Below are 14,621 nucleotides of genomic sequence, written 5' to 3'. Positions count from 1 at the left end.
AAAATCAGCCTCCGGCAAACCCGGCGCGGTTCAAGGAGCACTCCGAAGGTCAGCAGATCGAAGACCGAGCTGACAAGGCCGAAGACGACCATGAAGCGCCGGATGTCCTTCACGTTCCAGCGCTGCGGCGCGGCCACGCGCTCGGGATCGACGTTATCGCTCGAGATGGCGATCGAGGGCAGGTCCGAGAGGAAGTTGTTCAGCAGGATCTGCTTGGCTGCCAGCGGCAGGAACGGCAGGAGGGGCGACGCCAGCGCCATGCTGATCATGTTGCCAAAATTCGCGCTCGTGGTGATCGAAATGTATTTCAATGTGTTGGCAAAAGTCCGGCGGCCGCCCTCCACGCCTTCACGCAGCACCTCGAGGTCGCGGCTCGTCAGGATGATGTCGGCGCTGTCGCGCGCCACGTCCACCGCCTCGGCCACCGAGATGCCGACATCGGCGGCGTGGAGGGCGGGGGCATCATTGATGCCGTCGCCGAGATAGCCGACCGAATGGCCGGTCCGCTGCAAGGCGCGCACGATGCGCTCCTTCTGCTGCGGGTCGATCTCGACGAAGAGGTCTGTTCGCCGCGCCGCGTGCCACAGCGCCTCGTCGCGCATCGCGACGATCTCCTCGCCGGTCAACATCGCTTTCGCATTGAGCCCGACACTCCGGGCGACGTGCGCTGCGACGAACCGGTTGTCGCCGCTGATCACCTTGATGCCGATGCCGAGCCGCGAGAGATCGCCGATGGTCCGGGCGGCGTCCGCCTTGGGCGGATCCTGAAACACCAGGAAGCCCTGGAAGGTCATGTCCGCTTCGTCGTCGCGGTCGTAGTCGGGCTTCGGCGGGAAGCTGCGCGTCGCAACAGCCAGAACACGGAAACCGTCCGAGCTGCGTTCCTCGAACGTCGCCTGCAGCCTCGCGCGCGCCGCGTCGTCGAGCGTCAGGTCCCTGTCCCGGCCCCGCACGAACGCGCAGGCCGCCAACACCTCGGCGAAGGCGCCTTTGGTGATCATCTCGCGTCGGTTGGCGTCGCGCCCGACGACGACGATTGTGAGCCGGCGGCGCACGAAGTCGTATGGGATCTCGTCGATCTTGGCGTAGCCCTCGGTCGACAGCCCGCCCTCCACGCCCGCCGCCACCAGCGCGGCGTCGAGCGGGTTGGCGATACCCGTCTCGAAGGCGGCGTTGAGGCAGGCTAGTCGCAGCACCTCTTCAGATCGGGCTCCGCCGGCGTCGAGCGCTTCGTTCAGGACGATCGTCCCTTCGGTCAGTGTTCCGGTCTTGTCGGTGCAGAGGATCGTCATGCTGCCGAGGTTCTCGATTGCGTCGAGGCGGCGCACGATGACGCCCCTCCTGGCCATCGCCCGAGCCCCGGCCGACAGGGTCACACTGATGATCGCCGGCAGCAGTTCCGGCGACAAGCCGACCGCCAGCGCCGCGGCGAACAGGAGTGATTCCACCACTGGCCGGTCGAGTGCGACGTTCACTGCCAGGACGAACAGGACGATGACGACCATGACCCTGATCAGCAGGTAACCGAACTGCCGCACGCCGCGCGCGAAGTCGGTCTCCTCCGGGCGCGCGCGAAGCCGTTCCGCGATGGCGCCGAATTCAGTTCGATGGCCTGTCCGGACGACGAGCACCTTGGCTGTCCCGCTGCGTACCGAAGCGCCGAGAAAGACCGTGTTTGTTCGCTCCGGGAGGGCTGCATTGGCGGCGACGGCTCCGGGCCGCTTCTCCACCGGAAACGACTCACCGGTCATGCTCGCCTCGGTTACGAGGAAATCCTGAGCTTCGAGCACGAGGCCGTCAGCGGGGATGAGGTTGCCCGCCGACAGGAGGATGACGTCGCCCGGCACGATCTCCTTCACAGGCGCCGCTCGTTCGGTCCCGGCGCGCAGGACACGGGCGGTCAGGGCGAGACGTTGCTTCAGCGCGGCCACCGCCGAAGAGGCGCGGTACTCCTGAAAAAAGCTCAGCAGCGAGCTTCCCAATACAATCGAGAGGATAATCCCCGCGTCCACCCATTGCTGAAGTGCGAGCGATACTGACGCTGCGAAGACGAGAATGAGGGCGAGCGGACTTTCGAATTGACGCACAAGAAGCCGAAGCGCACTCAGACGAGGGGCGTCCTCGACGCTATTCGGGCCCACTGCCGCCAGCTGCGCGGCAGCCCGCTCCGAGGTAAGGCCGCCGGGCCCGCCGCCGATCTCGGTCGCGAGATCTGCCGCGCTGCGGCTCCAGTAGCTGGCGTCACGCTTCAGATCGGTCATTCGAGACCTCGAGCCCCGGCCGCCGGACATGGTGGCACGTCCACGTCATCCCACGACCGCTCCGAACAGCGCGCCGATACTGGCGGTGAAGGCCATCGCGAGTGCGCCCCAGAGGGTCACCCGCGCAGCGCCCCGAACGACACCGGCGCCGCCGGCGGAGGCGCCCAGACCGCCGAGGACCGCGAGGCCGACGATCGTCGATGCCGCCACGAACAGCGCGATCGACGTTTCGGGCGCCAATAGAACGACGATCAGCGGAACGACTGCACCCACGGCGAATGTGAGAGCCGAGACCAGCGCCGCCTGGATCGGGCGTGCCGTCACGGTCTCGGAGATGCCGAGTTCGTCGCGGGCATGCGATCCGAGCGCGTCGCGTTCGGTCAGCTGGTGGGCCACCTTTTCCGCCAGGCCGCGATCCAGCCCCCGGTCTACGTAGATCCGGGTGAGCTCCTCGAGCTCTGCCTCAGGCGTTTCCGCCAGCTCGCGGGTTTCGCGGGCAAGATCGGCTTGTTCCGCATCAGTCTGGGAACTGACCGAGACGTATTCGCCTGCGGCCATGGACATCGCCCCGGCCACGAGGCCAGCCAGCCCCGCGATCAGCACCTCCGGCTTTCCTGATCCCGCTGCGGCGACGCCGACCACGAGGCTCGCGGTCGAGACGAGCCCGTCGTTGGCGCCGAGAACGGCGGCCCGCAGCCAGCCGATGCGATGCACCATGTGGATTTCGGAATGCGAGAGGCGGCTCATGGCGTGGCTCCTTGCGCGATGTCGTCCTGCGCGGAGGAGACAGCCTTTGGTTTCGGAGTGGTGGGTTCATGGGGCGCGATGCGCAGCGCACGGAGGGCGTTCAGGATCACTGCAACGTCGATGACCTCCTGCAGTAGCGCCCCCTGCACCGGAGTGAGATAGCCGAAAGCCGCCGCGATCATGCCCATAACCGACAGGCCGATCCCGGCGACGACGCTTTCGACGGCGATGCGCCGCGCGCCGCGCGCGATCTCGATCCCTGGCCCGAGCCGGTCGATACGGTCGACGAGCAGCACGACGTCCGCCGCCTCCGCCGATGCTGCGGCCCCGCGTGCGCCCATCGCGACACCCACATCGGCCGCCGCGAGAGCCGGTGCGTCGTTGACGCCGTCGCCCACCATCATCACAGGGCCATTCTTGCGTTCCGTCAGCACAAGCAGGACCTTCTGATCGGGCGTCAGCCCGGCGCGCAACCCGTCAAGGCCAAGCCCCTCGGTCACGCGCTCAGCCACGTCCGCGCGGTCGCCGGTGGCGAGCAGGATACGCACGATGCCCTCGCGGCGTAGACCGTCGAGCATGGCGCCCGCACCCTCGCGCAGCGGATCGGACATCACGAGGTGCCCTGCCATTTGCCCGTCGACGGCGACGGCGACGAGGACCGAACCGGCGGCAATGGCGGAATGATCGCCCGGCTGGCGCCCCACGCGCGCGGCCACGAAGCCGTCGCCACCGACGATCACCTTGCGACCCTCGACATGGCCCACGACGCCTTCACCCGGGATCTCCGCCACGTCGGACGGAACGGACAGAGCGAAGCCCCGCTCCTTCGCGGCGGCGACGATGGCCTGTGCCACGGGGTGCTTGGACGCCTGGTCGAGCGCAGCGGCAAGGCGCAGGATGTCGTCCTCCGCCATGCCGTCGTGGCTGTCGATCGAGACGATCTGCGGCCGGCCGTCCGTCAGCGTGCCGGTCTTGTCGAGGATCAGCGTTCGGATACGCGCCATCGTCTCCAGCGGTCCCGCACCCTTGATCAGCACCCCGAAATGCGTCGCCCGCGACAGACCGGCGACGAGCGCAACCGGCACGGCAAGGATCAGCGGACAGGGCGTGGCGACGACGAGCACGGCGACGGCCCGGATCGGGTCGCCGGTGAACCACCAAGCAGCGAAGGCAATGCTGACCGTGACCGCCAGAAACCCCAGGGACCAACGGTCGGCTAGCCGCGACATCGGCGCCTTCGATGCTTGCGCTTCTTCCACCAGCCGGACGATCCCGGCATAGGTGCTGTCCTTGGCTTCTCTCGTCGCCGTCAGGTCGAAGGCTTCGCCCGCATTGGTCGAGCCACTCATGGCGTCGGCACCGAGCGCGAGTCGCACCGGAAGGGACTCGCCCGTCAGCGCCGAGGTGTCGACGAAGGCCGCCCCGGAGACCACCGTGCCGTCCACCGGCACCACGTCGCCCTGACGGATCAGGAGGCGGTCGCCGGGCGCGATGTGGTCGAGCGGGACCTCCTCCAGCCCGCCATTGCGGTGCCGGGTCGCCGTTCGGGGCACGCGGGAGAGAAGGTCATGCATCTCGCGCCGGGCGCGGCCTTCGGCGAAGGCTTCGAGGAAGGTGCCGCCCGAGTACATCACCGCGACGACCGCCGCGGCGAGGGTCTCGCCGAAGACGAGCGCCGCCGACATCGACAGCGCCGCGACGATATCGAGGCCCACCTCGCCGGAGCGCAGGCTGCGCAGGATCTCGACCACGAGCGCGGCGAGCGCGGGAACGACGCCGGCGATCCAGATCAGGTTCGCGGCGTTGGGTCGGCCGGAAAAGTAGAACGCAAGTCCCGCAATCAGGCCGGTTGCGGCAATGAGCAGGATAGCGGTCTTGAAGCGGTCAGTCCGTGTCGTCTCCATGCGGCCTATCTCCCCTCGGCTGAGGCGATTGCCGGTGGCTCTTCGGAAAATAGTTGTCCGACTCCCACGCCCCTTGCGCTGGCATCATCATCGCGCAAGAGGAACAGGGCGTCGAGCCCGCTTCGTCTTGCGAGCGTCGCGCCTTTGTCCGGGCCAAGCACCATAAGGGCCGTCGCCCAGGCATCGGCCTCGGTACAGGTTCGAGCCACAACGGTGACGGAAGCCGGCGACGCGATCAGCGGCGCACCGCGACTCGGGTCCATCGTGTGCGACAGGCGTCGTCCCTGAACCTCGACCCAGTGGCGATAATCGCCGGAGGTGGCGACGGCGGCATCCTGAAGCGCGAGGATCGAATGCGGCGTCCGGCGCTCTGCGTCCGGCGCCTCGACTGCGATGGTCCAGGCCTCGCCGTCCGGCCTGAGGCCCATCGCGCGCATCTCGCCATCGATCCCGACGAGTCCGTCGGAAATCCCATGATCGCGCAGGGTCTCGGCGAGCCGGTCGACGCCATAGCCTTTGGCAATGCCGTTCAGGTCGAGTGTAACGGGCTCAGCCTTGCGCAAGTGGTTGCCATCGAACGCCAGAACTTCGTGCGCCGGGCGGCGCGGGTTTTTCATCGCGGCGCGGATGCCATCCGGCGCTGCGGCCTCAGGCCCGAAGCCCCAGGCCGTCACTGCGTCGCCCATGCCGACGTCGAAGGCTCCGTCAGAGGCGCGGCCGATTTCGAGGCCGAGGCGCAGGACCTCGCGCAGTCGCGCGGGAACCGCGATCCATTCGCCCACCGGCGCCGCGTTGAACCGCATCAGGTCGCTGTCTGGCTTCCAGGTCGACATCTGTCCGTCCACTTCGTCCACGGCCGCCTGCAACGCCGCGCGGATCGGCGCCGGGTCGAGACCGGGCCCTACGAAGAACACCGCCGACCAGCGCGTGCCCATGGTCGGCCCGTTCAGGGCGATCCGCGCGCTCTCAGTAGACATCTTCGACATACCGTCCCTCCGCCTTCAGAACTGCCGGTGTCAGCCCGGTCGGCGCGAGGATCTCGGCGAGCGCATCGGCCACGCCGGCCGCCATGTCGCGCCCGCCGCACACCATCACCCGCGCGCCGTTGCGGATGAGTTCTGCGACCTGAGTGGCCTCGCCGCGCAGCGCGTCCTGCACGTAGTGGGGACGCGCCCCGCGTGAGACGGACGTGACAAGGCGGCTCAGACGCCCCTCGTCCTGCCATGTCGCCAGCTCCTCGCCGTAGAAGAAGTCGCTGTCGGGATGGCGCATGCCGAAGAATAGGTGGACGGGCCTGCGGCTTGCGTTGCCGCGGACAATGCCCGCGAGCGGCCCGACGCCAGTTCCTGCGCCGATCAGGATCAGCGGCCCACGGCTCCGGCCCGGACGGAAACCCGGGTTGCGGCGGAGGAAGGCGGCCACCGTCTCGCCCGGCTCGAGCGCCGTGAGCTGGCCTGAGCAGAGGCCGCCGGGGTGCTTCTTGACCACGATTTCGATGAAGCCGTTGCGGTGCCCAGAGGCGAGCGAATAAAGCCGCGGGACGGACCCGCCTTCGGGCAGAATGCCGATCAGGTCGCCCGCCTGGAACCGGGCGAACCCGCCCCGGAGCAACCGTTGCCAGAGCGAGGCGCGCGGCAGGGTGAAGCGGAGGATGGCGGTCGGGGCCTGCACCTCGGCGCCGTAGTCGCGGCGCGAGACAAGGGTCAGCGTCTCGGTGGTGGGCAGGACGGGCTGGTGCGACAATTCCAGCGCAATGCCGAGCACGTCTCCAAGCGCACGACCCCAGCGGGCGAAATCCTGCGGGGACTGGCGGTCGATGGTGTCGAGCGGCAGAAGCTCCGGCCAGCCCCTCGCTTGCGCTGCTACCGCAACGTCCTTGGCAAAGGCGCTATAGGCCGGAAAACTCCGATCTCCGAAACCAAGCACAGCCATGGGAATATCCGGCGCCCCGTCGAGGGCGTTCAACCGGTCGAGGAAGCCCTTCGCCGAGGCCGGCGCCGCCCCGTCGCCATAGGTCGCGGCGAGCAGGATGATCCGCTGGGCGTTGGTGTAGCGGTCCGGGGCGAAGCCCGACATGGGGCCGACATGGACACTCTGCCCGGCTTGCGTCAGCGCGGCGTGCAGCGTCGCGGCAAAGCCCCAGGTGCTGCCGCCCTCGCTCCCGACAAGCAGGACCGTCTCGGCGCGCCCCGCGGACTGGTTGCCCCGGATGCGCGGCCGACCGCGTCGCCCGGCGAGCCAGACCAGGACGCCGGTCGCGCCCATTGAGGGTACGCCGAGCGCCATGAGCCCGAGCACGAGGCCAAGCGTCGCCGCACCCTGTCCGGTGTGCAGCATGTAGATGGTCTCCGACAGGCGCTCCCATCCCGTCAGGTCGGCCCAGGCCAGGAGGGCCCCGTCGCCCTGATCGAGGTATCCGGTTCCCCGGTCCGTCTTGAGCGTGAACACGTCCGTCGGGTCGCCGGGATAGGGAAAGCTCAGCTCGCGCAGTTCGGCGACGGGCGTCTGCCGAAGCGTGGGCATCTCGTCCGGCGCGAACCCCGTCTCTCCACTGACTTCGGTCGGGGCGACCGCTATGACGCCTCCATCCGGCAGGAGATCGAAGGTAGATGCCGTCATCCAGAGGGCGGTCGTGGAGGACAGAACGAGGCCGACGACGGCGATCCGGGCGATCTCGACGTGCAGCCTGCCTGCGAGCGGACCACGCAAGCGCGCGAACCAGTGCCGCCAGCCGCCCGCCCGCCGCACGACAAGCGCGGTGCCGGAGAGCGAGAGGACCAGCATGGCTACAGCCCCTGCAGCCATTGCGATGCGGCCGCCATCCCCGAGGAACAGCGACCGGTGCAGGTTGGTCAGCCACCGTTCGGCCTGGTTCGGGTCGCCCGAGGCCACGCCCTCACCCGTCGCCGGGTCGATCACGGCGGCGCCCGGCGCGCCCTGGTCGAACCAGTAGGCGGTGATCCGGCCCGAGGGTGATCGGCGGATCTGCTCGACGCCCGGATAGACTGCCTGGATGCGGTCCGCGAGGGCGGCGACCGTGAGCCCGGTCTCCGCCTGCGGGGCGGCAAGCCGTTCGGCCGCAGGGAAGACCGACAGCGCCGCCCCACTCAGCGCGAGGATCGTGACGAGCGCGAGGGCCAGAAGACCCGGCCAGCGATGGAGTGCACGGATCATGGCCTCGCTCCTCACATCTTGTAGGCGAAGCTGGCGATGTAGCGGCGGCCCTGCACCGGCGTGCCCGCGCCATCGGTCGTGAGCGGGACGGCCACCTCGTTCGGGCTGTCGCGCATGTCCTCGACGGCCGCGTCGATGTGGAGCGTGTAGCCCGCGTCGAAGAGCGCGTCGGCCACGTCGAGCGTGATCTCGAGCGTGCGGCCCGCGCCGACGCTGGCGCCGGTGATGCCGTTGATCTGCGCGGTGTCGCCGCCCGTGGCGCGGTACCAGTCGCTAAGGTGCTCGTAGTACTTGGACTTGCCGCCGGCCATCCACAGGCTGCCAACATAGGCGCCCGAGGCGTCGGTGACGTAGAGCGCGAGGTAGGCCCCGTCGCCGCCATAATTGTTGAGGGTCGTGGTCAGGGTCACCGGCCGCGCCATGGCGAGGCCGGGAAGCGTCAGCGCCGTCGTAAGCGCGAGCGTTGCGAGAAGCGATTTCATCGGCTTGATCCTTGTTCGGAGAGGGGCTCGAGAGCGGTTCAGTTCACCTGAACCTGCGGAGGTGCGCCGTTCCCGAAGAGACCGTTCTGCGGCGGGGCGACCGTGCCAGCGGGCGCGGGATTGCGTGCGCCGCCCCGACAATCGTCGTCGTCATCATCGTCGTCGCAATCATCGTCATCGTCGTCTTCGTCGTCGTGTCCGCGACGCGAACCGTTCCGCCAGCGGTCGTCGTCGTCGTCATCGTCGCTTGCGAGAACGAGCGGCATGGCTTGCGATGAGTCATCGAAGAGCGCGGCGATGGGCCGAAGGACGCTATCGGCCGGGGCTTGCATCGCGCTCCAGGCGGGGACGCCGATCGCGGCGGTCAGCGCCGTGGACGCGACCAGAAGTGTCGGGGTCTTTTTCATGGCAGGGTCTCCTTTCGTCTGCTGAGGACAATCTGGAGACGCGACCTGAGGGCTTCCTGACGCGGCAGCGTTTCCCGCTTCAGCTTGCCGTCAGGAAGAGAGCGGCTTCGGACGAAAAAAGAGGTCGCCTGTGAGGGCGAGGACAGGCGGGGCCGAAGGGACGGTCGGCCTTGGGTATGGGTGCCGTCAGGCGATGTCGCCGTGACCGGGGCCGCGCGTGTCGCCTGTCACCATGGCGCGCGCCAGGTTCTCGTGGTGCCGGAAAGAGGCCAGCACGACGCCGCCCACATGCAGCGCGGCGAGCAGCAGCATCAGGTTGGCAAGCGTCTCGTGGACCTCCTTCAGTGGGCCCTCGACCTCGCCCCGCGCGCCGTATTCGTGCTCGTCACCATCGTCGTCGGCCCAGGCGGGCGCCACGGTGGCGGGCATGGACGGCAGCATGGCAAGACGGGCTTCGTCCTCCATGAGCCAGCCGGTGAAGGCCGTCCCGGACAGCGTGACCAGCAGCGCCACAACCATCGCCGCGCCCGCCGGGTTGTGACCGAGGTAGCGCCGCTCGCGTCCGCGGGTCATGTCCCCGAGATAGGCCAGCGTCTCGCCGGGGCCTTTCAGGAACTGGGCGAAGCGCGCGTAGCGACTGCCGACGAGGCCCCAGACCAGCCGGAAGGCCACAAGTCCGGCGACGGTGTAGCCTGCGACCTCGTGGACAGGTTGCAGCTCGTCCGCAGTCAGCCATGCGGTCGCGAAGGCCGCGACCAGACCCCAATGGAAAACCCGGACCAGCGGATCCCAGACACGGACCTTGCTGCTCGGCGCCGTGTTCATCTCTGGCGCCTGGTGTGAGATTGCGTCAGCCATCGTCGCCTCCTTCGCGATCCCGGCGGGGGCGATCGTCGTCGTCCTGGTCCTCGTATTCGAATTCGATCACCTGGAGCGTCGCCGGATGAACGGTCACCTCGATCCGGCGCCCCTCGGCGTCGCGGCCGTCGATCTCGTAGCAGCCGTCGTCGATCTTAATCCGGCGCACCGTCCAGCCGTTTTCCTCGGCCAACCGGGCGACGGCGTCGCGCGGCTGCCAGTCGGCCATCGGCACGAAGCAGTCGTCGTCCGCCAGCGCGACTCCGGCCGGGAAAACCGCGAGAAAGCCGAGAATTGTCAATGTCTTCTTCATAGGCCAAACTCCTCGATGCGGCCATCTTGACGAAATTCATGCGCGGCGAAGCTGACGGCAGCCTGAAGGGACGTACCGCGCCTCTTCAGCTTCGTGTCAGCCAGACGGATCATGGAGGTCATCGGAAGAGGACGGGAACAAGCATGCGCATCCTGCTGATCGAGGACGACACGGTGCTTGGCGCGGCGGTGCGCGACCAGATCGCGGCCGATGGGCAGTCGGTCGATTGGGTGATGCGCCTCGATGCGGCCGGCGACGCTGTGAAATCCGCGTCCTACGACCTGATCCTGCTCGACCTGATGCTGCCGGACGGTCGCGGGTTCGGCTTCCTGAAGAGCCTGCGCGCGCGCGGAGACGTGACCCCGGTCATCATCCTGACCGCGCTCGACCAGGTGTCGGATCGGATCGAGGGGCTGAACGCGGGCGCCGACGACTATCTCGTGAAGCCCTTCGATCTCGCTGAGTTGTCCGCGCGGATCGGGTCTGTCGCTCGACGCTACAGCGGCAACCCGAACCCCATCGTCACCCACGGGCCCCTGGAAATCGATCTCGCCGCCCGGAGCGTTCATCGCGACGGCAAGCCGGTGCAACTGACCGCAAGGGAATGGGCGCTGTTCGAAGCCTTCCTCGCACGTCCCGGTCAACTCCTGTCCAAGGCTCAGCTGGAGGAGAAGCTTTACGCCTTCGACGCGGAGGTGGAGAGCAACACCATCGAGGTCCATGTAAGCCGCCTGCGCAAGAAGCTGGGGACGTCGGTCATCGAGACCGAGCGCGGCATGGGCTACAGGCTGGGCCGTCCATGAGATGGCCCGCGAGCCTTCAGGGCCGACTCGGCCTGTCGCTCGGCCTGGCGCTTACGGTGCTGTGGCTGCTCGCGGCGACGGTGACGGCCGTGATCGTCCGGGGCGAGCTGGACGAGGTCTTCGACAGCGCCCTGCGGGAGACTGCGGAACGGATCCTGCCGCTTGCGGTGACCGACATCGTCGGCCGGGAAGATCAGGGCGTGACGCAACGGCTCGCGCCCATCCGGGAGCACGACGAGTTCTTCACTTACCTCGTGCGGGATGCCGAGGGGCGCATTCTGCTGCAATCCCACGCGGCCGACGCGGCGGTATTCCCGCCCTGGAACGGACCCGGGTTCCGTCAGACCGCCACCCACCGGTTCTACAGCGACGCAGCGCTTCAGGACACGATCCGGATCATCGTGGCCGAGCCGCTGGCCCATCGCGCGTCGGTCGCGCGTGAGATCCAGATGGGCCTCGGCCTGCCGCTGCTCATTGTGCTGCCGATCGCGCTGGCGGCGATCATTCTTGCCGTTCGCTTCAGCCTCGATCCGCTGCGCCGGTTCCGTGCTCGGCTGGAGGCGCGCGGCGCCCGCGACCTGTCGGAGGTTCCTGCCAACGATCTGCCGACGGAGATTGGTCCACTGGCCAACACGCTCAACGGCCTTCTGGCCCGCTTGCGCGAGGCGTTCGAGGCCGAGCGCAGCTTTGCTGCGAACGCGGCCCACGAGTTGAGAACGCCGTTGGCCGGCGCAATCGCTCAGGCGCAGCGGCTGAGGGCGGAGACGCAGGAGCCGGCCACCGAAGCGCGTGCCGCCGAGATCGAGGCGACGCTCAAGCGCCTGACCCGGCTTTCCGAACGCCTCATGCAGCTTGCGCGGGCCGAAGGAGGGCGGCTGCGGATGGACCGGAGCGGGGACCTGAGGGCGGTCGCCCGCGTGATGGTGGACGATCTTGAGCGCGCCAGCACGAAGGACCGCATCGCGCTGACGCTGCCGAGTACAGCCGTCATGTCCGACATCGACCCCGACGCCTTCGCCATCCTGTGCCGCAACCTCGTGGAAAACGCGCTCCGGCACGGAGCCGAAAACACGACGGTCGACGTCACGTTGACCGCGGACGGGCTGCTGTCTGTCGCGAACGACGGCCCGGTCCTGCCACGCGACACGCTCGACCGCCTCACGGCGCGCTTCGAAAGGGCGAACGCGAATGCCGACGGTAGTGGGCTCGGCCTCGCCATCGTCGCCGCCATTGCCGGCCGGATCGGCAGCTCGCTCGTTCTGGAGTCGCCACGTCCGGGTGCATCATCCGGTTTCCAGGCGTCGATCAGGTTGCCAACCGAAGTCCCGGACACCACTGCGAGGCGCGACGCGTAGCAGGAGACGGGGTGCCGGAACATCAGCAAACCCGCGCTTGGTCCCGCATCACGGCATAATCGGCCATCATGTCCGCGACCGCCGAGCCCTCCGGCAGGAGAGCCAGTTCGTCGGCTGCCTGCGCCTGAAACTCCCTGCTGTATTCGACGACCGGCGGACATGCCCCGTGTCCGCCGACGTCAGAACTGACTGTCGCGCAGCCGCTCAGCCAGATCGTCGCGAGAACGAGGGCGACGCGCGGCCGCCTCGAGCATCCGTCTCTGTGCGTCATGGGTTTTCTCCATGGTCTCGAGCCGTTCGACCAGCCGGCCGGCGCGCGCGCCGGAGCGGCGCAGGAAAAGCAGGAACAGAAGGATCGCGAGTGCGATGACGCCGTAGCGGAGCGCCGTACGCGCCCATGCCGATCCGGCGAGCGTGGCGAGGAGCCCGCCGATCACCGCCGCCCCCGGCGCCAGTCATCGAGCCGGGCGTAGATCGTGACCGCGATGCCACCCAGCGCCACGGCGATGAACACCCAGCGGAGCGCATCGAGATACGGCACCAGCGGCAGGATCGCGGTCTGGGTCTCGGCGAGGACGCTCTGCGCCACCTCGACACCCGCGGCACCCAGCGTCGCCACTCCGGCCGCGCCCCCACCCTTCATGGTGCGGCTGTCAGCCAGCGCCTCGCGCGCGGGCGGCGTCTCCGTTGCAAATGCCGTCGCCCGTACCGGGAACCGCTCGCCCCACAGTCGCGCCGGTCCGAGATCGACATGGATGAAGCCGGAGCGCGGGTAGAAGCCGAAGCCGAGGAACCCGACCGCGCGCGCTGCCGCCTCGAACGCCACCGGGTCGTGGTTCGCCATGGCGATGTCGAAGGCGGCGCCGTCGAGGTGCTTCGATCGGGTCGCGCCGCCCACGGCGCGGTTGTGCTCTGGGCTGCGATAGGCGGAGCGGACGATCAGCGGCTTGCCCAGCCGGTCACGCAGCGCCTGCAGCTTGTCGAGCGCGGGCGCGTTGATCAGCAGCTTGCCGGTGCCCCGGCAGGCGATCTCAGCGGGCGAAAAGTTGGGCCAGCGCCAGGCGCTCTCCGGCACGTCGCGCCAATGGCGGTGAAAGGTCGTGGTCATGTTGTCCTCCAGAATTGAAAAACCCGCCTTGAGGCGGGTGCGGTTGGCCTGATGGATGGGCATGGACGCCGCTACGGGCTGCCACCGAAGATCTTGAGCTTGATGGCGATGCCCGCGAGCAGCGCCAGCATGACGCCAGTGGTGATCATGCGGACGGCGGTCTGTATCGCCGTCCGGCGCACGATCCGGATGCAGTCCACCAACGAGCGCAGGTCGCGGATATCGAGCGCGGCCTCGTCGCCTTCCAGCCCGACATCGGCCAGCGCACGCTTCGCACCTACTTCGGCGGCGCGCGCCAGGATCGCCTCGAACTCGTGCTCCGGCATGCGGACGAAACCGTCCTCGGGTCTTTGGGGTGCCATGGCGCGCCTCCCTCAGCCGATTTTCGTGCCCCAGAAGGACGTGTGGTCGGCGGCGAAGTAGCCATCCGCGACCCGGAAATACCCCTGCAGCTCGACGGTGTCGCCCGCGGTGAGCGGCACCATGGTCTGAAGCCAGATCGCGGTGGCGAGCGAGACGTGGGTGGCGGAGATTTCGCCGAGGGAGCCGCGGATTTCCGTGGTGCCGTTCAGCACCAGCCGCCCACGCATTCGAGCCGTGGCGCTGGCGTTGATCTTGTAGAGCAGCGTCGCGCCGAAGAGGTAGGTGCCGTCGACGGGGGCCACGAACCGGTTGTTCGCGGCGTCGAAGGCCCCCTGATCGTTGTAGTCGGTGTTGTTCAGGCCGATCTTCGTCCAGGCCCCGACGCCGACGTAGTTGTCGTAGTTGGTGTAGGCCTTGAACCGGGGCAGCCGGGGCTGGTCGACGATGCCGGTGGCGTTGTCGACGCTGAGCCCGTCGAAGAAGGTGCTGCCGTCGGCGGAGACTGCGAGGCGGAACCGGTCGGAGCCAAAGAGGCCCATCAGCGCCTTGGTGACGTAGCCGGTCTGCAGAGTGAGCCCGAGGTCGTCGCCCGCGGCCTCCTTGTTCATGGTGTAGAACAGATCGCCCGTGCCGCCTTCGGCCATCGTCTTGGCGGTCCAGAGCGCGGCGTTCAGCTTGGCCGAGAACGGGTTCGACGCATCCGCGGTGGTGCCGAGCCCGATCAGCGCCATGTTCTGCAGCGTCGCGGGCGTGGTGCCGATCCAGGTCGCGCCGTCGTAGACCAGCAGCAGCCCCTCGTCCTCGACCCACGCCCGCCAGCCGGTGCGCGGCGGCAGGCGCAGCCAG

15 protein-coding genes are annotated in these 14,621 nt (G+C 68.4%); 2 read left to right on the top strand and 13 right to left on the bottom strand.

Going from position 1 to position 14,621, the window contains the following annotated elements:
- From mgtA to E3D03_RS18815, 9 genes are all read right to left on the bottom strand, one after another.
- Nucleotides 1–2,261: magnesium-translocating P-type ATPase (gene mgtA, locus E3D03_RS18855; protein WP_263568229.1), on the bottom strand; the 2,261-nt coding region annotated here is incomplete at its 3' end.
- A gap of 45 nt (nt 2,262–2,306) precedes the next feature.
- Nucleotides 2,307–3,008, bottom strand: coding sequence for a VIT family protein (locus tag E3D03_RS18850; protein ID WP_263568228.1), 702 nt, complete (start codon nt 3,006–3,008; stop codon nt 2,307–2,309).
- Nucleotides 3,005–4,912 carry a heavy metal translocating P-type ATPase gene (locus E3D03_RS18845; protein WP_263568227.1) on the bottom strand — a complete coding sequence of 636 codons (1,908 nt, stop codon included), beginning with the start codon at nt 4,910–4,912 and terminating at the stop codon, nt 3,005–3,007. Before E3D03_RS18845 ends, E3D03_RS18850 begins: the two co-directional genes overlap by 4 nt.
- A gap of 5 nt (nt 4,913–4,917) precedes the next feature.
- Nucleotides 4,918–5,898: an FAD:protein FMN transferase gene (locus E3D03_RS18840; RefSeq protein ID WP_263568226.1), complete on the bottom strand. Its 981-nt coding sequence runs from the start codon at nt 5,896–5,898 to the stop codon at nt 4,918–4,920.
- On the bottom strand, nt 5,879–8,086 hold the full coding sequence (locus E3D03_RS18835; RefSeq protein WP_263568225.1) for a PepSY domain-containing protein: 2,208 nt from the start codon (nt 8,084–8,086) through the stop codon (nt 5,879–5,881). Before E3D03_RS18835 ends, E3D03_RS18840 begins: the two co-directional genes overlap by 20 nt.
- A gap of 11 nt (nt 8,087–8,097) precedes the next feature.
- Nucleotides 8,098–8,568 carry a DUF2271 domain-containing protein gene (locus E3D03_RS18830; protein WP_263568224.1) on the bottom strand — a complete coding sequence of 157 codons (471 nt, stop codon included), beginning with the start codon at nt 8,566–8,568 and terminating at the stop codon, nt 8,098–8,100.
- Between the two features lie 38 nt (nt 8,569–8,606).
- Nucleotides 8,607–8,975, bottom strand: a complete 369-nt coding sequence (locus E3D03_RS18825) for a hypothetical protein (protein ID WP_263568223.1) — start codon at nt 8,973–8,975, stop codon at nt 8,607–8,609.
- Nucleotides 8,976–9,161: 186 nt separating this feature from the next.
- The gene (locus E3D03_RS18820) at nt 9,162–9,833 is read right to left on the bottom strand and encodes a cytochrome b/b6 domain-containing protein (RefSeq protein WP_263568222.1); all 672 of its coding nucleotides are present in this window, start codon (nt 9,831–9,833) and stop codon (nt 9,162–9,164) included.
- Nucleotides 9,826–10,146: a PepSY domain-containing protein gene (locus tag E3D03_RS18815; RefSeq protein WP_263568221.1), complete on the bottom strand. Its 321-nt coding sequence runs from the start codon at nt 10,144–10,146 to the stop codon at nt 9,826–9,828. The genes E3D03_RS18820 and E3D03_RS18815 overlap by 8 nt, the downstream gene beginning before the upstream one ends.
- A 143-nt stretch (nt 10,147–10,289) precedes the next feature.
- Between E3D03_RS18815 and E3D03_RS18810 the strand changes: the two genes are divergently transcribed.
- A complete protein-coding gene (locus E3D03_RS18810) occupies nt 10,290–10,949 on the top strand; it encodes a response regulator transcription factor (protein WP_263568220.1) in 660 nt (219 codons plus the stop codon).
- Nucleotides 10,946–12,304 (top strand): ATP-binding protein, encoded by a 1,359-nt coding sequence (locus E3D03_RS18805; protein ID WP_263568219.1) that lies wholly within the window; start codon nt 10,946–10,948, stop codon nt 12,302–12,304. The genes E3D03_RS18810 and E3D03_RS18805 overlap by 4 nt, the downstream gene beginning before the upstream one ends.
- A 179-nt stretch (nt 12,305–12,483) precedes the next feature.
- Here E3D03_RS18805 and E3D03_RS18795 read toward each other — a convergent pair whose 3' ends face one another.
- From E3D03_RS18795 to E3D03_RS18780, 4 genes are all read right to left on the bottom strand, one after another.
- Nucleotides 12,484–12,741: a hypothetical protein gene (locus E3D03_RS18795; protein ID WP_263568217.1), complete on the bottom strand. Its 258-nt coding sequence runs from the start codon at nt 12,739–12,741 to the stop codon at nt 12,484–12,486.
- Entirely contained in the window at nt 12,738–13,412 is a 675-nt protein-coding gene (locus tag E3D03_RS18790) for a YcbK family protein (RefSeq protein WP_318013778.1), read from the bottom strand. Before E3D03_RS18790 ends, E3D03_RS18795 begins: the two co-directional genes overlap by 4 nt.
- A gap of 71 nt (nt 13,413–13,483) precedes the next feature.
- The gene (locus E3D03_RS18785) at nt 13,484–13,774 is read right to left on the bottom strand and encodes a DUF6127 family protein (RefSeq protein ID WP_246448863.1); all 291 of its coding nucleotides are present in this window, start codon (nt 13,772–13,774) and stop codon (nt 13,484–13,486) included.
- 12 nt (nt 13,775–13,786) lie between these two features.
- Nucleotides 13,787–14,621: DUF2793 domain-containing protein (locus E3D03_RS18780; RefSeq protein ID WP_263568215.1), on the bottom strand; the 835-nt coding region annotated here is incomplete at its 5' end.

Source organism: Paracoccus sp. DMF (genome assembly GCF_004407025.1).
Taxonomy (GTDB): Bacteria; Pseudomonadota; Alphaproteobacteria; order Rhodobacterales; family Rhodobacteraceae; genus Paracoccus; species Paracoccus aminovorans_B.
The sequence above is the reverse complement of the archived record's forward strand: the minus strand, read 5'-3'. Positions and strand labels throughout refer to the sequence as shown.